General features: G+C 66.2%; 16 protein-coding genes. 3 read left to right on the forward strand and 13 right to left on the reverse strand.

The window, feature by feature from the left end:
• Position 1: 1 nt before the first annotated feature.
• The 3 genes from MUB46_RS02055 to MUB46_RS02065 form a co-directional block, all read right to left on the reverse strand.
• The gene (locus MUB46_RS02055) at positions 2-1,093 is read right to left on the reverse strand and encodes an ABC transporter ATP-binding protein (protein ID WP_261614197.1); all 1,092 of its coding nucleotides are present in this window, start codon (positions 1,091-1,093) and stop codon (positions 2-4) included.
• Positions 1,094-1,245: 152 nt separating this feature from the next.
• Positions 1,246-2,382 (reverse strand): extracellular solute-binding protein, encoded by a 1,137-nt coding sequence (locus MUB46_RS02060; RefSeq protein ID WP_261614198.1) that lies wholly within the window; start codon positions 2,380-2,382, stop codon positions 1,246-1,248.
• 303 nt (positions 2,383-2,685) lie between these two features.
• Complete coding sequence (locus MUB46_RS02065) at positions 2,686-3,612, reverse strand: mechanosensitive ion channel family protein (protein ID WP_261614199.1); 927 nt, start codon at positions 3,610-3,612, stop codon at positions 2,686-2,688.
• Between the two features lie 142 nt (positions 3,613-3,754).
• Between MUB46_RS02065 and MUB46_RS02070 the strand changes: the two genes are divergently transcribed.
• Positions 3,755-5,281, forward strand: coding sequence for an alkaline phosphatase family protein (locus MUB46_RS02070; protein WP_261614200.1), 1,527 nt, complete (start codon positions 3,755-3,757; stop codon positions 5,279-5,281).
• Positions 5,282-5,285: 4 nt separating this feature from the next.
• Here the strand turns inward: MUB46_RS02070 and phnX are convergent, their stop codons facing one another.
• Together phnX and MUB46_RS02080 are read right to left on the reverse strand one after the other, a co-directional pair.
• Positions 5,286-6,092 carry a phosphonoacetaldehyde hydrolase gene (gene phnX / locus MUB46_RS02075; RefSeq protein ID WP_261614201.1) on the reverse strand — a complete coding sequence of 269 codons (807 nt, stop codon included), beginning with the start codon at positions 6,090-6,092 and terminating at the stop codon, positions 5,286-5,288.
• A gap of 18 nt (positions 6,093-6,110) precedes the next feature.
• On the reverse strand, positions 6,111-7,238 hold the full coding sequence (locus MUB46_RS02080) for a TIGR03364 family FAD-dependent oxidoreductase (protein WP_261614202.1): 1,128 nt from the start codon (positions 7,236-7,238) through the stop codon (positions 6,111-6,113).
• A gap of 221 nt (positions 7,239-7,459) precedes the next feature.
• Between MUB46_RS02080 and hemA the strand changes: the two genes are divergently transcribed.
• Positions 7,460-8,701, forward strand: coding sequence for a 5-aminolevulinate synthase (gene hemA, locus MUB46_RS02085; RefSeq protein ID WP_261614203.1), 1,242 nt, complete (start codon positions 7,460-7,462; stop codon positions 8,699-8,701).
• Between the two features lie 129 nt (positions 8,702-8,830).
• Here the strand turns inward: hemA and ccoS are convergent, their stop codons facing one another.
• The 8 genes from ccoS to ccoN form a co-directional block, all read right to left on the reverse strand.
• Positions 8,831-9,007, reverse strand: a complete 177-nt coding sequence (ccoS, locus tag MUB46_RS02090; protein WP_261614204.1) for a cbb3-type cytochrome oxidase assembly protein CcoS — start codon at positions 9,005-9,007, stop codon at positions 8,831-8,833.
• Positions 9,007-11,208: a heavy metal translocating P-type ATPase gene (locus tag MUB46_RS02095; protein WP_261614205.1), complete on the reverse strand. Its 2,202-nt coding sequence runs from the start codon at positions 11,206-11,208 to the stop codon at positions 9,007-9,009. The genes ccoS and MUB46_RS02095 overlap by 1 nt, the downstream gene beginning before the upstream one ends.
• Before the next feature lie 34 nt (positions 11,209-11,242).
• Complete coding sequence (locus tag MUB46_RS02100; protein ID WP_261614206.1) at positions 11,243-11,752, reverse strand: FixH family protein; 510 nt, start codon at positions 11,750-11,752, stop codon at positions 11,243-11,245.
• Between the two features lie 26 nt (positions 11,753-11,778).
• Positions 11,779-13,233, reverse strand: a complete 1,455-nt coding sequence (ccoG, locus tag MUB46_RS02105) for a cytochrome c oxidase accessory protein CcoG (protein ID WP_261614207.1) — start codon at positions 13,231-13,233, stop codon at positions 11,779-11,781.
• Positions 13,234-13,330: 97 nt separating this feature from the next.
• A complete protein-coding gene (ccoP, locus tag MUB46_RS02110) occupies positions 13,331-14,200 on the reverse strand; it encodes a cytochrome-c oxidase, cbb3-type subunit III (RefSeq protein ID WP_261614208.1) in 870 nt (289 codons plus the stop codon).
• 4 nt (positions 14,201-14,204) lie between these two features.
• Positions 14,205-14,351 carry a cbb3-type cytochrome c oxidase subunit 3 gene (locus MUB46_RS02115; RefSeq protein ID WP_261614209.1) on the reverse strand — a complete coding sequence of 49 codons (147 nt, stop codon included), beginning with the start codon at positions 14,349-14,351 and terminating at the stop codon, positions 14,205-14,207.
• A 4-nt stretch (positions 14,352-14,355) separates the two neighbouring features.
• Positions 14,356-15,087, reverse strand: a complete 732-nt coding sequence (ccoO, locus tag MUB46_RS02120) for a cytochrome-c oxidase, cbb3-type subunit II (protein ID WP_261614210.1) — start codon at positions 15,085-15,087, stop codon at positions 14,356-14,358.
• A gap of 13 nt (positions 15,088-15,100) precedes the next feature.
• Positions 15,101-16,756 (reverse strand): cytochrome-c oxidase, cbb3-type subunit I, encoded by a 1,656-nt coding sequence (gene ccoN, locus MUB46_RS02125; RefSeq protein ID WP_425256208.1) that lies wholly within the window; start codon positions 16,754-16,756, stop codon positions 15,101-15,103.
• 481 nt (positions 16,757-17,237) lie between these two features.
• Between ccoN and MUB46_RS02130 the strand changes: the two genes are divergently transcribed.
• Entirely contained in the window at positions 17,238-18,329 is a 1,092-nt protein-coding gene (locus MUB46_RS02130; protein WP_261614212.1) for a VOC family protein, read from the forward strand.
• Positions 18,330-18,400 lie beyond the last annotated feature (71 nt).

The following is an 18,400-nucleotide window of genomic DNA, read 5'->3' on the forward strand; positions in this document are numbered from 1 at the left end:
GTCAATCCCTCGCCAGGTCGCCCGTGGGCAGCACCAGCGCGTCGGCCGCGGCGAAGCCGACCCGCTGTTCGCCATCCAGATCGCGGCCGGCGGCGCCCGAATTGACGATATGGACCATGATCTCGTTGGCGTCGCGCTTCAGGAACAGGTTCACGAAGGGACCTTCCAGGTCGCGGCGGTCGACCCTGGCGGTCACGACGTTGTCGAGACCGGCACCGTTCAGGAACTGCATCCGCTCGGGGCGGACGAAAACCATCGCCGCGTCGCCCTTCGACAGGCCCTCGCGGACGCGCCCGCGCAGGCGGCCGTCGGGGCCTTCGACGACGGCGAAGCCTTCGGCGACCTCGGCGACCTTGCCGCGGAAAACGTTCTGCTCGCCGACGAAGGTGGCGACGAAGGGGGTGGCCGGGTTGTCGTACAGGACGTCGGTCGTATCGACCTGCTCGACGCTGCCGTGATTCATGACGGCAATGCGGTCCGACATGGTCAGCGCCTCGCCCTGGTCGTGGGTGATGTAGACGAAGGTGACGCCGGTCTTGCGCTGGATGGACTTGAGTTCGGCGCGCATGTGCTGGCGCAACTTGAGATCGAGCGCCGACAGCGGCTCGTCCAGAAGCAGCACCGCCGGCTCGACGGCGAGCGCGCGGGCGATCGCCACGCGCTGACGCTGGCCGCCCGACAGGTCGCCCGGCAGCTTGTCCTCCTGGCCGCGCAGGGCGACGAGATCGATCAACTCCATTGCGCGCTCGCGCCGCTTCCTCTTCGGCATGCCGCGCGCCTCGAGCCCGAAGGCGACATTCTCCCAGACGGGCATCAGGGGAAACAGCGCAAGATTCTGGAATATGAGCGCGGTCGGACGGCGGTTCGGCCCTATGCCGGCCATGTCGTCGCCGCCGATCAGGACCCGCCCCGTGGTCGGCTCGAGGAAGCCGGAGATCATGCGCAGGAGGGTGGTCTTGCCGCAGCCCGACGGGCCGAGGATCGAGAAGAACTCCCCGGCGCCGATCTCCAGATCGGTTTTCCGGACGGCGGTAAACGTTCCGAAGACCATGGATACGCCGTCGAGGACGACGTTCTTGCCTTTACCCAGCATCGCAGTTCCCCCTCGACCCCACGATCGTGCCTCGCCCGGGCATGCGATGGTCAGACGTCGAATGTCCGGCGAGGGCTGCCCGCCGGATCGCCGGACCGGCAAACGGAAGGAAACCGGGGCCGCTCCTTTTCAAGACCGGTCCCGGTATTGCGTCAGGCGTTGGTGAACTTCTCGACATACTCGGTGCGCAGCGCGCCGAAGAAGTCGGTCTGCGCCGGCCACCACCACAGATTGTCGATCGCGGCGGCGTCCGGATAGGCCATCGAGAACGCGGCCTTCTGAGCGTCGTTGAGATGCTGGTCGGCGTCGACGGCGGCCGAGTTGTACCCGGTGTTGTTGGCGAACATGCCGCCGGCTTCCGGCGTCAGCATGAAGTTGACGAACGCATAGGCCTGGTCGACGTTCTCCGAGCCGGACGGGATCGCCATGGTGTCGATCCAGCCCAGGCCACCTTCCTTCGGCATGGTGTAGCGCCACTTCGGATTGGTCTCACGATTGAGCAGGATGCCGGTCGTGTCCCAGGTCTGGCCGATGCTGCAGCCGGCGTCGGTGAAGGCGGCGGTGGCCTCGGTGGCGTTGTTCCAGAAGGCGCCGATGTTGCCGCGGCGCTCGATGGCATAGTTGGTCACGGCCTCGAACACGCGCCGGCAGTCGTCTTCCGACTTGTAGAGGTCCATGGCGCGGTCGGATTTCACCTCGCCGATGTCGTCGAGGTAGATCGCCAGGCTGACCAATACCGATTTCTGGCGAACGGCGACCTTGCCCGCCATGTCGGACTTCCACATGTCGCCGTAGGAGATGGTGCCATACTTGAGGTCCGGACTGGTTTCGGAATCCCACGTCATCGCCTCGGTGCCCCAGTCGCAGGGAATGAGGTAGCGCTTGCCGCGGTTGGTGGCGCCGAGGTTGATCGAGGCGCGGTAGATGGACGGGATCACCTTGTCGACGTTGAACTTGGACTCGTCGATCGCCCCGAGCAGATCGTCCTTGTAGTAGTTCGGGCCGGTGTCGACGGAGGGGAAGATCACGTCGAAGCCCTTGCCGCCGGCGGCGCGCAGCTTGTTCTCGGCCTCGTCGTTCGACCCGTAGGTCGACAGGTTGACCTTGATGCCGGTCGCCTTTTCGAAGGCGTCCTTGATGTTGTCCTGAACGTAGTCCCCCCAGGCGAACACGTTGACGGTGCCCGAAGACGCCAACGCGTCACCGGCTTTCAGAATGGCCGGCATGGCGAGCGCCAAGCCGGTTGCGGCGGTTCCTCTCAGAACTGTACGGCGATTTATGTTGGTCATCTTTATGCCTCCCGATGAAGCGGCTGGATACGGCTTAGAAGGCGCGGACAACGTCGCCGATTGGGAGATGACCGCGCGTTCTTTGCCGCGTTAACAGCCAGCATCAACAACTGTATGACAGGTATCGCGTCGCTGTCATCTTTATGTGGACAACGCGATACAGAATCCATCGGGTTGGCGATGCGCGTATTTCTGATTACTGCCGGACGCCAACACGGCGCCCTCTCGGAAAACGGGCGTCTATCGCCCGATTCCCCGAAACAGCAATCTTTTCGAGCTGTCGAAGGCGGAACTGGCCGCAGATCAGGCCAGCGCGAAATCGTTCTTTTCGAGGGCCGCCTTCAGCGCCTCCAGCGCCTGCGATCGCACGGAAGTGATCTCGGCATACTTGGAGCCCGTCCACCAGCTCGCCTGGAGGATGACCTTGGCGGCCTGGAGATCGGTCGTGAGAACCGCTGGGGCGGGATCCTGAAGGACGCCGTCGATCTTGCCGAGGGTTGTGACGATCAGCTCGCGCGTCTTGGCGATGTCGGCGCCCGCGGGAACGGCGAGATTGCACTGGCTCTGCCGCTTCTTGAAGGCCGTCGCGACCGTCACCGCATTGGTGTAGGCATCGGAATTGGGCACCAGCACCAGACGCCCGTCATGGGTGCGGATATTGGTGGAGCGCGTCTCGATGCGCTCGACGGTCCCCTCATAGCCCGAGATGACGATCTGGTCGCCGGCGAGGAAGGGTTGGCGAAACAGGATCAGGAGACCGGCGAGCCAGTTCTGCAGGATGTCCTTGAAGGCAAAGCCGATGGCGACCGAGCCGATACCCAGGCCAGCGAGCAGGTCGACCGGCTCGACAGAGGGCAGGATGATGGTGATGGCGATGAAAAAGCCGAAGATCGTCACCGCCCAGCGCAGGAAGCCGCCGAGCACTTCGCCAAGGTTCTTGCGCTTGCGCCGGGCCGCCCATTTGACGAACGACGCCTCCACGGCCTTGGCCACGCCCCAGAAGATTCCGAAGAAGATCAGCGCGACGATGATGTTCGGCAACAGCGTGTAGGAGCCATTGATCCACTTCTCGATCTTCTCGATGATCAGCGTCGGATCGGAGTCCAGTTGCCCGAAATAGGTGACGATCACCTCCCGGGTCTTCTCCGCCACGACCGCCTGACCTTCGGCCGGCGCTGCCGCTTCGCCTGCCGCGCCCGTCGCTGCCTGAGCTACTGCCTGTGCCGTCATCGTCAAACCTGCCCTGTTGCATTCCAAACAAACGAAGGAGCGTTGCGTCATCCTGTGGACGCCACGCCCGCTGTCGGCGCAATGTCATCGGAATGAGCTAGCGATTTCGTTAAGACGCATCGCGAACGGAGGGTGAGCGGCCTTGACCAACGTACTCCTCATAACCGCCGACCAGTGGCGCGGCGACAGTCTCGGCGCCGTCGGCCATCCTGTTGTCCGGACGCCGAACATCGACCGGCTGGCCGGCGAGGGAACGCTGTTCAGGAGGCACTACGCCCAGGCCGCGCCGTGTTCGCCGGCACGGGCCTGCCTCTATACCGGCCTCTACCAGATGACCAACCGGGTCTGCCGCAACGGCACGCCGCTCGACCGGCGCCACGACACGCTGGCGCTGGCGGCTCGGCGGTCCGGCTACGATCCGACCCAGTTCGGCTATACCGACGTCGCACAGGATCCGCGTCGTCTGGATGGCCGCGATCCCTGGCGGACCACCTATGAAGGCGTGCTGCCGGGCATGAGCGTGCGCGTGCGCCTGCCCGAGGACGTCAAACCGTGGCTGTCCTGGCTCAAGGGCCGCGGCGTCGACGTGCCGCCGGGCCTCGACATCTACTTGCCGAAGGACGGCCCGGCCGACCCGCCCGCGGCCCAGGACACGCACTATTCGGCAGAGGATACCGAGACCGCCTTCCTGACCGACGAGTTCCTGCGCTGGCTCGGCGAACAGGATCGGGCCTGGTTCGCGCATGTGAGCTTCATCCGCCCGCACCCGCCGTTCATCGTGCCGCACCCCTACGCCTCGATGTATTCCCCCGACGACGGCGGCGACTTCAGCCGCGCGGCAACGCCCGAGGCGGAGGCGGCCCAGCATCCCTTCCTCGCCTACAGCCTGGACACCATCCGCAAGACCAACTTCGTGCACGGCGCCTCCGGCTCGATCAGCGACTGGGACGATGCCGCGCGGCGGCAGATCCGGGCGACCTATTGGGGCATGATCTCGGAGGTCGACGCGCAGATCGGCCGGATGATGGCGGGACTGGAGGCGGCCGGCGCGGCCGAGGACACGCTCGTCATCCTGACGAGCGACCACGGCGAGATGATGGGCGACCACTGGCTCTACGGCAAGCTCGGCTGGTTCGACCAGAGCTATCACGTGCCGTTGATCGTCCGCGACCCGAAGGCGGGGCGGCCGGGACAGGCCGTCGACCGCTTCACCGAGTCGATCGACATCGTTCCGACGATCCTGGAGCGGATCGGCGCCGACGTACCGCCCCATCTCGACGGCCGCTCGCTGATGCCCTTCCTCGAAGGCACGATACCGGCGAACTGGCGCAGCGAAGCGCATTGGGAATTCGATTTCCGCGAGGTGGCGACGGCCGAGACCGAACGCCGCTTCGGCCTGCCGCTCGATGCACTGAACCTCGCCGTCGTGCGCGGCGAGCGGTTCAAGTACGTGCATTTCGGCGGCCTGCCCCCGCTCCTGTTCGACATGCAGGCGGACCCGGGCGAGCTCACGAATCTGGCCGAGGATCCGGCCTACAGGGACGCACGGCTGGAGATGGCCGAGGCACTGCTCGCCTGGCGCGCCCGCCATCTCGACCGCAGCCTATCGGGCATCGAGTTGACCGAAGACGGACCGGTGTCGGCGACAGTCGATCGTCGCGCGGGGTGAACGGCTAGGGCCGCTCCCCGCGCAGGAGCCGGCCCTCGATTTCGTCGATCACATCCATCAGCTCGGCGACCGAGCCGATGACGAAATGCGCGCCGGCACGGGCGAGACGGCGCTCGGCGGCCGCGTAGCGATCGAGGTGGGAGTCGTCGTACGCTTCGTATTCCTCCAGCGACAGCCCCATCGCGTTGCCGGACGCGGCTACGCCGACGGTCCAGGTGCCGGCGGCAAGGCCCTCGGCTATGCCGGGCTCGGTATCGTCCACCTTGACGACGGACCAGGCCGGCCAGACCTGGAGGTCGAGGAATGTGCGGTACATCATCAGCGCGCCGGGGCGACCTTCCGGCAGATCGCCGGCGCAGACCAGATTGTCCGGGGCGAAGCCCTGCGCGGCGGCAATCGGCACGAGCCGCTCCATTATCTCGCGCGTGTAGCCGGTGGTGGAGCCGATCTTGATGCCGCAGGCGCGCAGCTCGGCGACCGTCTCGATGACGCCGGGGATCAGGTCGGCATAGTCCGTCACCACCTCGGCGTTGAGCGGCACGAACACTTCGTAGATGGCGTCGACGTCGGCATCGCCGAAATCCCTGCCCTTCGCCTCCCGCCACGCCTGGGCGATGCGCGGAATACGGCCGAGCGCCTGGATATGGTCCCATTTCGGCAGGCCCATCGGCACCCGGGCCTCGTCGATCGAGATATCGACGCCGAAGCGCCTGAACACCTCCACGAACGCGCCCATCGGCGCGCGCGAACCGAAGTCGACGACGGTGCCCGCCCAATCGAAAACCACCGCCTTCACCGTATTCCCGGTCATCCCGTTTTCCTTTCCTGTTCAGGCGCCGAACATGCCGTCTATCACCTCCTCGGCGATGCCGAAGGCGGTCGACGCCCCGGTGCCGGATGTAACGATGACAAGGCGTACCCTGTCCTCCGGCGCGTCGACCAGCATCAGACGATCGGACGCGGAGGCGTAGATGCCGGTCCAGCGTTCCGTGACCTCGTAGGCACCCATATCGAGCACGTTATCGAACTCGTCGAGGATCAGCCGGTCGACTGCTTCGGAAGCGAAGGGTTCGGGCGTCCAGCCGTAGTGATGGCTGTCGCCGACCACGAGGCTCCCATCCGACGATTGAACCACGATCAGGTGCACGCCGGCCTCGAGTGCATCGGCCCGCTCGCGCTCCAGCCGCGCCTTCAGGGCGGCGGCTTGCGGCAGTTCGGCGTAGCCGAGATAGCGGACCAGGCCGAGATCCGACATCACCGCGGTGCCGAGGGCCGCGCCTGCCGGCGGCTTCAACCGCATCATGTGCAGCTTGCAGCGGGTGAGGCCATAGGCGGCGATACGCTCGGGGTAGAGCGAGAGGAAGTCGTCGCCGGGACAGACCACGGCCGCCTCCGCGCGCACCGTCCCGGCGGACGTTTCAATCGCAGGCAAGGCGATGCCCTGCACCTGGGCCCGGCGCAGGAAAGCCACGCCGTGATCGCGTTCGAGATAGGCGGCGAGTTGCGGAATCGCGTCGCGGGATTCGACGCGCAATTCGTGCGGGCTCCGCAGGACCGCGCGGACATTGTCACGCAGACGCGGCACCGTCTTGCGGGCCTCGTCCAGGGTCTGCAGCATGCACCCCTCGCCCATTTCCGTTTCCAGGAACGCCTCCAGGACCGGCAGCGATTCCGCGTAACGGGCGGCCACGGCGAGACCGCGCTGGGCGACCTCGATGCCGGCGGGGCCCGCGATCTCCGCCCAGACGTCGCGCGAGCGCCTTGCCCGGCGCCAGCATTCGCCGTGCTGCTGCCCGGTGACGGTGACGAAGCCGAAGTTGCGCACGGACGCGCCGTTGGCGCCGGCATCCCGGTCGACGACCACCACCTTCATGCCGCGCCGGGCCGCCATCAGCGCATGGGCAAGCCCGACGATGCCGGCGCCGACGACGGCGAGGTCGTATCGTTCGTCTTTCATTGTCCGGCCTGCCCCCGTGGAATAACGAAGCGCATACAAATCCCGCCTCGATGACAGCTATGCGACGGTCCGACCAATTGCCGCAGCAAAGTCAGTTGCGAATTGGAATAAATACTGGTTCAAAGGGTTGTCCGGATCGGGTCGATGTCGCGTGCGCGCGGTGACGGCTCGGGCCCGGCTTGCACCGACCAAACGGCCGCAAGGAAAGGTACGAATCCGCCATGGCTTTTGACTACGCCAGCGTATTTCGGTCCGCCATCGAGGATATTACCGCGGAGAAGCGCTATCGCGTCTTCGCCGAGCTCGAGCGCGTCGCGGGCCGCTTTCCCCGGGCGATCTACCACGGCGCGTCCGGCAAGCGCGAGATCACCATCTGGTGTTCGAACGACTATCTAGGCATGGGCCAGCATCCGGACGTGATCGCGGCGGCAACGGATGCGATAGACCGTATGGGCGTCGGGGCCGGCGGCACGCGCAACATTTCCGGCACCAACCATCCGCTGGTCAGCCTGGAAGCGGAGCTTGCCGATCTGCACGGCAAGGAGGCGGCCCTCGCCTTCACCTCCGGTTTCATCTCCAACGAGGCCTCGATCTCGACGATCGCCCGGCTGATTCCGGAATGCCTGATCCTGTCGGACGAGCTGAACCACGCCTCGATGATCGAGGGCGTGCGGCGCTCGGGCTGCGACAAGAAGATCTTCCGGCACAACGACGTCGAACACCTGGAAGACCTGCTCCAGGCTGCCGGCAAGGAACGGCCGAAGCTGATCGTGTTCGAGTCGGTCTATTCGATGGATGGCGATATCGGCCCCGTCGGCAAGATCTGCGACCTGGCCGAGCGCTACGGCGCGATGACCTATATCGACGAGGTACACGCGGTCGGCATGTACGGCCCGCGCGGCGGCGGCATCGCCGAACGCGAGGGCGAAATGGGTCGCATCGACGTGGTCGAGGGCACGCTGGCCAAGGCGTTCGGGTGCCTGGGCGGGTACATCGCCTCGACGTCGGACATCGTCGACTCGGTGCGGTCCTTCGCGCCCGGCTTCATCTTCACCACCGCCCTGCCGCCGACGATCGCGGCGGCCGCGACGGCCTCGATCCGCATCCTCAAGGCATCGTCGGCGGAACGCGAGGCGCAGCAGCGCCAGGCGACGCGGACCAAGGACGTGCTGCTCGCGCGCGGCCTGCCGGTGATGCCGTCGGTCACGCATATCGTGCCGATTCTGGTTGGCGATCCGGAGCTGTGCAAGGCGGCAAGCGACCGGCTGATGGACAAGCACGACATCTACATCCAGCCGATCAACTACCCGACCGTTCCGCGCGGCACGGAGCGCCTGCGGATCACGCCGACGCCGTTCCACGACGACCGGTTGATCGAAGGACTGGCCGAGGCGCTCTCCGAGGTCTGGGACACGCTCGGCATCCCTTACGCCGACACCGATCGCGCCGCGGCGGCGGAATAACGCCCGACGATTTCCGAGATCTGATGCGTCGCGCCGCCTGCCAGCAGGATGGCGCGATATCCCACTATCGAAGCGGCTAGCAGCCTGTTTTTCTTACGGGAATGACAGGCCTATCCGATCTCGCCGCGATCAGGCGGATCGGCTGTCGCGCTCGTCGTCGGGCGGCAGATCGTCATCCATGATGGCGCGCCAGGCGGCGCCGTCCAGGTCCTCGAACTGATCGGACTTCATCGCCCACAGGAAGGCGGCAAGGCCGAGCAGACCCAACCCCAAAGCCACGGGAATGAGGATGAAGAGGACGTCCATCAGGACGCGCCCTCCAGCTTGCGCGCGATCAGGCGGACCCGGAGCGCATTGAGCGTCACGACCACCGAGGACGACGACATGGCAAGCGCCGCCACCAGCGGCGTGACGAAGCCGAGCACCGCGATCGGCACCGCGCAGACGTTGTAGAACGCGGCGAACCACAGGTTCTGGTCCATGGCGCGGCGGGCGCGGCGGGAAATATCAATCGCCGTGACGACCGGACCAAGCTTGTCGCCGAGGAAAACCGCGTCGGCGGCGGCTTGCGACAGATGGACGGCGGTGACCGGCGACATCGACACGTGGGCGGCGGCAAGCGCCGGCGCGTCGTTGAGGCCATCGCCGACCATGAGCACCTTATGGCCTTGATCTTTCAGCTCTTCCAGGATCGCGATCTTGTCGGCGGGCTTCAGTCCGGCGTGGCGATCGGCGACGCCGAGGGCGTCGGCTGCGGCGTCGACTGCGGCGGCGCGGTCGCCGGACAGGATCATCACCGTGATGCCACGGTCCTTGAGCCTGGCGATCACGTCGGCGGCGTCCGGGCGCAGGCCCTGGGCAACGGCGATCGGTATGGCATCCGCCTCGCCCTCACGGTACCAGACCAGCGAATGCGCGCCGCTTTCGGCCGTTTCGGCGGCCTTCTCGGCGGAAACACCGCAGAATGCGGCGCTTCCGAGCCGGCACGCGACGCCGTCGATCTCGGCACGGACGCCCTGACCGGGCTCCTCGGTGGCGTCCGGAACGGGGCTCGTCGCATAGGATTTCAGGGCCGCGGAGAGCGGATGGCGGCTCGACAGGGCGAGCCGACCGGCCCGACCCAAACGCGCCTGCGGAGTCGCCGCGGGGTCGACAAGGGTCGGCTCCGGGCTCGTCAGCGTGCCGGTCTTGTCGAAGACGACGGTATCGGCCTCGGCGAAGCGCTCGACGGCATCGCCGGCGTTGAGCAGGACGCCGGAACGGAACAAGAGGCCGCTGGCGACGACCTGGACCGCCGGCACGGCGAGGCCGAGCGCGCACGGGCAGGTGATGATCAGGACGGCGATCGCCGTCATCAGCGCCTCCTGCCAGCCGCTGCCCGCGATCATCCAGCCGACGAAGGTCAGCGCGGCGGCGGAATGGACCAGCGGGGCGTAGTAGCCGGCCGCCTTGTCGGCGAGCGCCAGGCGCGTGGAGCGCGCCGTCTGGGCCGCATCGAGCAGCGTGTTGACCTCGTCCAGCAGGGTGCCCTTGGCGGCGGCGGTGACCTGCACGGTCAGGGCGCCGGTCATGTTGAGGGTGCCGGCATAGACGCGGTCGCCGGGTCCGGCGGCGGCATAGGCGGTCTCGCCGGTGACGAGGCTGTTGTCGATCTCGGTCGAGCCGGTCTCGATGACGCCGTCGACGGACAGCCGCTCGCCGGCGGCCACCAGCACGCGGTCGCCCGGATCGATGGCGGAGACCGGAACGACGCGGGTGGAGCCGTCGGGCAGGACCTTGGTCGCCGTCTCGCCCTTCAGCGCGGCCAGGTTCTCGGCCTGGGCGCGGGTGCGGCGGCGCATGTTCATGTCGAGGAAGCGGCCGACCAGCAGGAAGAACAGCAGCATGACGGCGGCGTCGAAATAGGCGTGACGGCCGCCGTTGAAGGTCTCGACCACCGACATGCCGACCGCCAGCAGAACGCCCAGCGTGATCGGCACGTCCATGTTGACGGTGCGCTTCATCAGCGCGCCGATGGCGGATTCGAAGAACGGCCGTCCGGCATAGGCGACGGCGGGAATGGCGATCAGCGCGGAGAGCCAGTGGAACAGGTCCCGGATCTCCGGCGTGATGTCGGTGACGTTGCCCGACCACACCGAAACCGACAGCAGCATGACGTTCATCGCCGCGAAGCCGGCGACGGCCATGCATTTCATCAGACGCCGGGATTCGGCGGCCTCGGCGCCGGCGGCGGCGGCGGGATCGAACGGATGAGCCCGGTAGCCGAGCGCGGCCAGCTTCTCGACGACGTCGGCAGGGGCGAGTGCGCCGGCGCGCCACTCGACGGCGAGGCGGCGGTTGGTGAAGTTGAGCCGCGCCCGGGTGATGCCGGGCACGGTGCCGAGCCCCTTCTCGATCTTGGCCATGCAGCCGGCACAGCGCACGCCCTCGACGGCGAGGTCCATGTGCTCGATGCCGTCACCGACAGCGGTAACGAAACTCTTCAGATCGCGATCGTGGTAACCCATGGCCTGTCCCCTGGCGAAACCCTCGCCGCGGCGCCTATTTCAACATCACCCGGTTCTCGGAGCGGTAGAGCCGATCGTCGCCGCGCATGGCGTCGATGATCAGCAGCCAGTTGCCCGAGACGACCGCTTCGGCGGCGCCGCGGTAGCGGCCGATCTCGCCCTCCGCCAGCGTTACGCGGCGGTCGTCTGCCTGGCTGACGTGGCTTGCCAGCGTCGCCGAGACCTCGAGGCCGCCGACCGGGGCGCCGTCGCCATCGCGAACGCTTATGTCGAACGCCACGCCGTCCGCCGTCCGCGCGACATCGGCGCTGACCGCCCAGTTGCGCTCGGCCTGGGCCTGGGCGGCGTCGAGTTCGGCCTGATAGGCGTTGCCGGCGCGGTAGGAGGAGGCTTCGACGACGCCGGTATTGGTCGAAACGGCCAGCCAGATCATGATGATGTTGGCGACCGTGATCAGCCCGAAGAAGCCGATGAGGCTGAACAACACCAACCGCCCGGTAACGCGGAAACCACCGTCCTTGCTCATGTTCTCGACCGTCGTCATATCATACCCGACCTGTCTTCCCGATCCTATTTCGGCGCCCGGAAGAAGTCACTCATGGCCTCGCTTTCGCCGGTCGCCGGATTGGTGACCCAGAAGGTGATCGGCGTCGATTCGGCCAGCGTCTCGCCGGGCCTGGAGTTGACCAGGACGCGAACCTCCCGCGACTTGTCGGGTTCGACCGTGATCACCGGCCAGCCGTCCTGATGCTTCTCGGTTCCGACGGCCTCGATGGTGGCGCCGGGCAAGCCCTCCAGCGACAGGACGTAATCGGTCGGCTCCAGGTACTTGTTGAGGATGCGGACCGTGTAGCCGTTGCGGATGCCGCCCTCCGAGAGCTGGACGAACACCGGATTGCGGTCGTGCAGGACGCTGATGCCGAGGGTGCTGCGGGTGGCCAGGGTATAGGCCATGATGCCGGCGACCGCGGCGATGATCGCCACGTAGATGACCGTCCGCGCCCGGAAGAACCGGTAAATCGGCCCCTTGCCTTCCTCGCGGCGTTGAAGGTTGATGTCGGTATCGTAGCCGATCAGGCCGCGCGGGCGACCGATCTTGTCCATCACGGTGTTGCAGGCGTCGATGCACAGGCCGCACTGGATGCATTCGAGCTGCAGGCCGTCGCGGATGTCGATGCCGGTGGGGCAGACGGCGACGCACTGGTAACAATCGACGCAATCGCCGGCCGGCTCGCCGGCGGCGACGGCCTTCTCGGCCTGCTTGACCGACATGCGCGGCTCGCCGCGGTCGTATTTGTAGGTGACGTTCAGCGCCCATTCGTCGGTCAGCGCGGCCTGAATGCGCGGCCACGGACACATGTAGACGCAGACCTGCTCCCGCGCGAAACCGGCCAGCAGGTAGGTGGTGAAGGTGAGGATGCCGATCCACAGATAGGCCATCGGCGAGGCCTGGAAGGTCGCGAGCTCGCGCACCAGCGTCGGCGCGTCGGCGAAATAGAGCACCCAGGCGCCGCCGGTCCACCAGGCGATCAGGAGCCACAAGGCGTGCTTGGAGACCTTCTCCATGACCAGGGTCGGCGTCCAGCCGCCCTTGTCGGCCTTCATGCGGTCGCGGCGATCGCCCTCGATCAGGCGCTCGACGGCATAGAACAGATCGGTCCAGACCGTCTGCGGGCACAGATAGCCGCACCAGAGCCGCCCTGCGACCGCGTTCATCAGGAACAGGACCATCGAGGCCAGGATCAGCAGGCCGGTGATGTAGTAGACCTCCTGCGGCCAGATCTCGATGAAGAAGAAGTAGAAGCGACGCCCCGGGAAATCGATCAGGACGGCCTGATCGGGCGCGTTGGGGCCACGGTCCCAGCGAATGAAGGGGGTGAAATAGTAGACCCCGAGCGTGAGCACCATCACCGCCCATTTTATGGAACGGAACGTGCCCTCGACCTTCTGCGGATAGACCTTCTTGCGGGGGGCATAGAGCGACGTCGGGGTACCGCCGCTGCCTCCACCCGTATCAACACGCATCGTCTACTACTCCTCTACCGCCTCTCGCGTTCGGCGGCTGGAAGTTGGCGTCCGCAAGCTCCCCGGACAAGCAGACACTTGGTCGCGCGGGGCGCGGCTATTCGCCGCCGCCCAAGCTGTGCACGTACACGGCAAGCGACTTCAGCGTCACCGGATCGAGCCTGTCGACCCACGCCGGCATGACGCCGCCGCCGCCGATCTGGATGCGGTGGACGATCGCATTCAGATCGCCACCGTACAGCCAGATGTTGTCGGCGAGGTTCGGCGCACCGACCTCGGCCATGCCCTTGCCGTCGTCGCCGTGGCAGACGGCGCAGTTGTCGACATACACGGTCTCGCCATTGGCGAGATCGGCCGCGGGGTCGGTCTCCAGGCCGGACAGGGAGGCGACGTAGCTGGCCACGTCGCGCACCTGGTCGGCATCGAGAATCTCGTCGCGGCCAAAGGCCGGCATGTCGCCGATCCGTGCGTCGTCGTTATCCGTCCGGATGCCGTAGAGCAGCGTCTGATGGATATCGTCGAGGGTACCGCCCCAGAGCCAGTCGTCGTCGTTGAGGTTGGGATAGCCGATGGCGCCGCCGCCGCCCGAGCCGTGGCACGGCGCGCAGTTGTCGCCGAAGGCCGCCTTGCCGTTCGCCATGGCGAACTCGAGCAGGTTCGGCGTCGACTGGATGTCCTGAAGGGACGCGTCGGTGAGCGCCTGGCCAGTCTCGCCACGCAAGTCCTGCAGCGCAGCGACCTCCTGCATGACGATGGCGCGCTGGGAATGGCCGCGGATGCCGCGGGCATAATCGTTGATGAGCGGCCAGGACGGCATCATCACCCAGTAGAACACCGCCCAGACGATGCTGGCGTAGAAGGTCCACAGCCACCAGCGCGGCAATGGCGTGTTCAGCTCCTTGAGGCCGTCCCACTCGTGACCGGTGGTCTCCGTGCCCGTGATTTCGTCGATTTCCTTCTTAACCATGGAATCAGTCCTCCCGGAGCGGGATCTTGGAGGCTTCGTCGAAGCGCTCTTTGTTGCGGGGCCAGAGCGCGTAGACGAGCACGATGAGGAACAGGATCACGAAGTAGAGGAGACCCCAGGTTTGGGCGAAGTGCGCGAGCCGTTCGTACATAGCCCTACCTCAGATTGATGTCGGCCTGATCGTCGTAGGTGGAAAAGTCGACCAAGGTGCCGAGCATCTGCAGATAAGCGATGATGGCATCCATCTCGGTCAACCGGCGCGGATCGCCGTCGAAGGCGCGAACCTGGGCGCCGGGATAGCGCTCCAGCAGGCCGTCGGTGTCGGCGTCGGGATCGGCCTGAGCCAGCAGGTCGGCCCGGGCGCTCTCGATCATCTCGGCGCTATAGGGCACGCCGACGACCGCGTTGGCCTTCAGGTCCGCGGCGATGTCGGAAAGCCTGAGCTCGTTCGTGGCCAGCCAGCGATAGCTCGGCATGATCGACTCCGGCACGACCGACCGCGGATCCATCATGTGGTCGTAGTGCCAGGCGTCCGAGTACTTGCCCCCGACCCGGGCGAGATCCGGGCCGGTCCGCTTGGAGCCCCACTGGAAGGGGTGGTCGTACATCGACTCGGCCGCCAGCGAGTAATGGCCGTAGCGCTCCACCTCGTCGCGCAGGGTGCGGATCATCTGGCTGTGGCAGAGATAGCAGCCCTCGCGGATGTAGATGTTGCGCCCGGCCAGCTCCAGCGGCGTGTAGGGCCGCATGCCCTCGACCTTCTCGACGGTCGACTTCAGGTAGAAGTTCGGCACGAGCTCGACGAGGCCGCCGATGGCAACCACGATGAGGATGCCAACGGTGAGGATGATCGAGTTCTTCTCGAAAATAGCGTGTCTGTTCAACATTTCCCGATCCCCCTCACTCGGCCGGCTGCACTGCGGCGGGCTGACCGGCCGTTTCTTCGGCCGGCTCGCCGTAGCGCACCGTCATCCAGAGGTTGTAGGCCATGATCAGCGAGCCGATGACGAACAGCAGGCCGCCGAGCGCGCGGATGACGTAGAAGGGATGCATCGCCGCCACGGTCTCGATGAACGAGTACTCGAGGAAGCCGAGATCCGTGTAGGCGCGCCACATCAGGCCCTGCATGATGCCCGACACCCACATCGAGGTGATGTAGAGGACGATGCCGATGGTGGCGATCCAGAAGTGCCAGTTGACCAGCTTGAGCGAGTACAGGCCCTTGCGGTTCCACAGCCACGGCACCAGGCAGTAGATGGCGCCGAAGGAGACGAAGCCGACCCAGCCGAGCGCGCCGGAATGCACGTGGCCGATGGTCCAGTCGGTGTAGTGGCTGAGGCTGTTGACCGCGCGGACCGACATCAGCGGGCCCTCGAAGGTCGACATGCCGTAGAAGGCCACCGAGACGACCAGCATGCGCAGCACCGGATCGGTGCGCAGCTTGTCCCAGGCGCCCGACAGCGTCATCAGGCCGTTGATCATGCCGCCCCAGGACGGCATCCACAGCATGATCGAGAAGGTCATGCCCAGCGTCTGCGCCCACTGCGGCACCGCCGTGTAGTGCAGGTGATGGGGACCGGCCCAGATGTACAGGAAGATCAGCGACCAGAAGTGGATGATCGAGAGGCGGTAGGAATAGACCGGCCGCTCGGCCCGCTTCGGCACGAAGTAGTACATGATCGCCAGGAAGCCGGCGGTGAGGAAGAAGCCGACGGCGTTATGGCCGTACCACCACTGGGTCATCGCGTCCTGGACGCCGGACCAGACGATGTAGGACTTGGGCTCGGCGAAGGAGACGGGAACCGTGGCGTTGTTGACCACGTGCAGCATCGCGATGGTGATGATGAAGGCAAGGTAGAACCAGTTCGCCACGTAGATGTGCGATTCCTTGCGCTTCCACAGCGTGCCCAGGAAGACCAGCAGGTAGACGACCCAGACGATGGTCAGCCACAGGTCGGCGTACCATTCCGGCTCGGCGTATTCCTTGGACTGGGTGACGCCCAGCAGGTAGCCGGTGCCGGCGATGACGATGAAGAAGTTGTAGCCCCAGACGACGAACCACGGCCACATGCCGCCGGCCATGCGGGCGCGCGAGGTGCGCTGGACCACGTACATGGACGAAGCGATCAGCACGTTGCCGCCGAAGGCGAAGATCACCGCCGAGGTGTGCAGCGGCCGCAGGCGCCCGAAGCTGATCCAGGGCAGGTCGAAGTTGAACGCCGGCCAGGCGAGCTGGAGCGCGATGATGAGACCGACCAGGAACCCGGCGACGCCCCAGATCACCGACAGGACGGTCGCGACCTTGACCGGCCCCATCTGGTAGTTCGGCTTGCCGTCGATCTCCTCGGGAATGTCGGATTCCCGCTTAAAATAGGCGTTGAGGATCGCGAAGATGCCGATCACTCCGGCCGCGAGCCCGAGCCAGGCATGGAACTCCATGGCCGCGTCCTGCGTCCTCGCCGCGATCAGCAGGCTTGCCAGAACACTCAGGACGAGCAGGGCGATGACGCTTCCCTCGTCCAGCCTAAATGTTTTCGCCGTCATTGACCGTGCCATATCGGGATCCGTTCCGATTCCGTCTCTCGTTCTCAATCCCCGTGGGTTCGCACCCGCCGGGATCGTCCATGCTACCAACATTTCCGGGACTGCAAACGCATTGACATGCGTCAACGCGGACCACAACCCGCATCAAGGCGTCCTGCGAAGATACCGGACCGTACGCGGCGATTCCCATTCGGTAAATCGCGTATGACCGCTTGCGGCACCGGGTCGCGGCGGACGCCCTGATCCGGCGCCTGTACGTCGCGCCCCCCGAATCGGACGATCCCGGCGCCAGTCTAGCCGCAGCGGACGCGCTTGGCCCGCAAAAATCCCGCGCCGGCCTCGGCTTCCGGCCGCCGAGCGCCCCGTCGCGCGGGCTTGCGCAAGATCAAAGCGTGCTATCGATTTGTCGACCAAACTAATTTCCCGAAAACGCCGGCCCGCGGCCGCGTGGGCGCGAAAGCCGGCCACCGCGCATCCGTTCGGGAGGACCGCCATGAGTGACAGGGGCATGAGCGCCAGGGGCATGAGCGACACGGGCATGAGCGACACGGGCATGAGCGACAAAAAGTTGAGCGCCGGGGAGCCGATCCACGACATCGCCCATCTGGGCAGCGTCGAGCTGTTCACGCCGAAGCCCGAGGACAGCCTCTGGTACTTCCGCGACATCCTCGGCATGGAGACGGTGCACACGACGGGCAACTCCGTCTACCTGCGCGGCTACGGCGACTATGCCGCCAGCACGCTGAAGCTGACCGCCGCCGACCGGGCCGGGCCCGGCGTCATCTCGTGGCGGGCGACCAGCGAGCCGGCGCTGGAGCGGCGGGCCGCCGAGATCGAGGCGCTGGGCCTGGGCATCGGCTGGACCAACGGCGATTTCGGCCGCGGCCGCTCCTACCGCTTCCACGATCCCGACGGCCACACGATGGAGGTCTATTTCGAGGAGCAGCACTACGAAGCGCCCGACCACCTCAAGTCGTCGCTGAAGAACCTGCCGCAGAAGTATTCCGGCCGCGGGGTCGGGGTGCGCCGCATCGACCACCTGGCGCTGCTGGCCAAGGACGTCGAGGCGAACCGCACGTTCGCGCAAAAGGTCCTTGGCTTCCAGCTGCGCGAGCAGGTGCGCTTCAACAAGGGCGCGACCGAGATCGGCTCGTGGATGAGCCCCTCCCCGGTGCACCACCAGCTCGCCTACGTCGTCGACGTGAAGGGCGCGCACGGCCGCCTGCACCACTTCTCGCTGTGGGTCGACAATCGCGAGGACGTGCTGCGCGCCGCCGACATCCTTTCCGAGAACGGCGTGTTCATCGAGGCGGGACCGGCCAAGCACAACAACTCGCAGGGCTTCTACCTCTACACCTACGAGCCGGGCGGCAACCGGGTGGAGATCTACTCGGGCAGCTACCTGGTGTTCGCGCCGGACTGGGAGCCGGTGACCTGGAACGAGGAGGAGCGCGGCACCGGCGTCTACTGGGGCGGCAGCCTGCCCGACAGCTTCATCCAGTACGCCACTCCGGACGTGCCGGGCGAGGCCGAGGAGTCGGGGGAGCCGGTGGCGGATTCCAAGTCGTTCCCCGTTTTCTTCTGAGAGCCCGGTCTCAGGCCACTGCACTTTCCGGGCACTGCGCTTACAGCAGGCACGACACTTAACAGACGGAG

The sequence above is a fragment of the Microbaculum marinisediminis genome, from assembly GCF_025397915.1.
Classification (GTDB): Bacteria; Pseudomonadota; Alphaproteobacteria; order Rhizobiales; family Tepidamorphaceae; genus Microbaculum; species Microbaculum marinisediminis.

Bases quoted from the DNA above. Each gene is read 5' to 3' on its own strand.
- MUB46_RS02055 (WP_261614197.1), bottom strand. From the start codon at position 1,093: ATGCTGGGTAAAGGCAAGAACGTCGTCCTCGACGGCGTATCCATGGTC.
- MUB46_RS02060 (WP_261614198.1), bottom strand. From the start codon at position 2,382: ATGACCAACATAAATCGCCGTACAGTTCTGAGAGGAACCGCCGCAACC.
- MUB46_RS02065 (WP_261614199.1), bottom strand. From the start codon at position 3,612: ATGACGGCACAGGCAGTAGCTCAGGCAGCGACGGGCGCGGCAGGCGAA.
- phnX (WP_261614201.1), bottom strand. From the start codon at position 6,092: ATGACCGGGAATACGGTGAAGGCGGTGGTTTTCGATTGGGCGGGCACC.
- MUB46_RS02080 (WP_261614202.1), bottom strand. From the start codon at position 7,238: ATGAAAGACGAACGATACGACCTCGCCGTCGTCGGCGCCGGCATCGTC.
- hemA (WP_261614203.1), top strand. From the start codon at position 7,460: ATGGCTTTTGACTACGCCAGCGTATTTCGGTCCGCCATCGAGGATATT.
- ccoS (WP_261614204.1), bottom strand. From the start codon at position 9,007: ATGGACGTCCTCTTCATCCTCATTCCCGTGGCTTTGGGGTTGGGTCTG.
- MUB46_RS02095 (WP_261614205.1), bottom strand. From the start codon at position 11,208: ATGGGTTACCACGATCGCGATCTGAAGAGTTTCGTTACCGCTGTCGGT.
- MUB46_RS02100 (WP_261614206.1), bottom strand. From the start codon at position 11,752: ATGACGACGGTCGAGAACATGAGCAAGGACGGTGGTTTCCGCGTTACC.
- ccoG (WP_261614207.1), bottom strand. From the start codon at position 13,233: ATGCGTGTTGATACGGGTGGAGGCAGCGGCGGTACCCCGACGTCGCTC.
- ccoP (WP_261614208.1), bottom strand. From the start codon at position 14,200: ATGGTTAAGAAGGAAATCGACGAAATCACGGGCACGGAGACCACCGGT.
- MUB46_RS02115 (WP_261614209.1), bottom strand. From the start codon at position 14,351: ATGTACGAACGGCTCGCGCACTTCGCCCAAACCTGGGGTCTCCTCTAC.
- ccoO (WP_261614210.1), bottom strand. From the start codon at position 15,087: ATGTTGAACAGACACGCTATTTTCGAGAAGAACTCGATCATCCTCACC.
- ccoN (WP_425256208.1), bottom strand. From the start codon at position 16,756: ATGGCACGGTCAATGACGGCGAAAACATTTAGGCTGGACGAGGGAAGC.
- MUB46_RS02130 (WP_261614212.1), top strand. From the start codon at position 17,238: ATGAGTGACAGGGGCATGAGCGCCAGGGGCATGAGCGACACGGGCATG.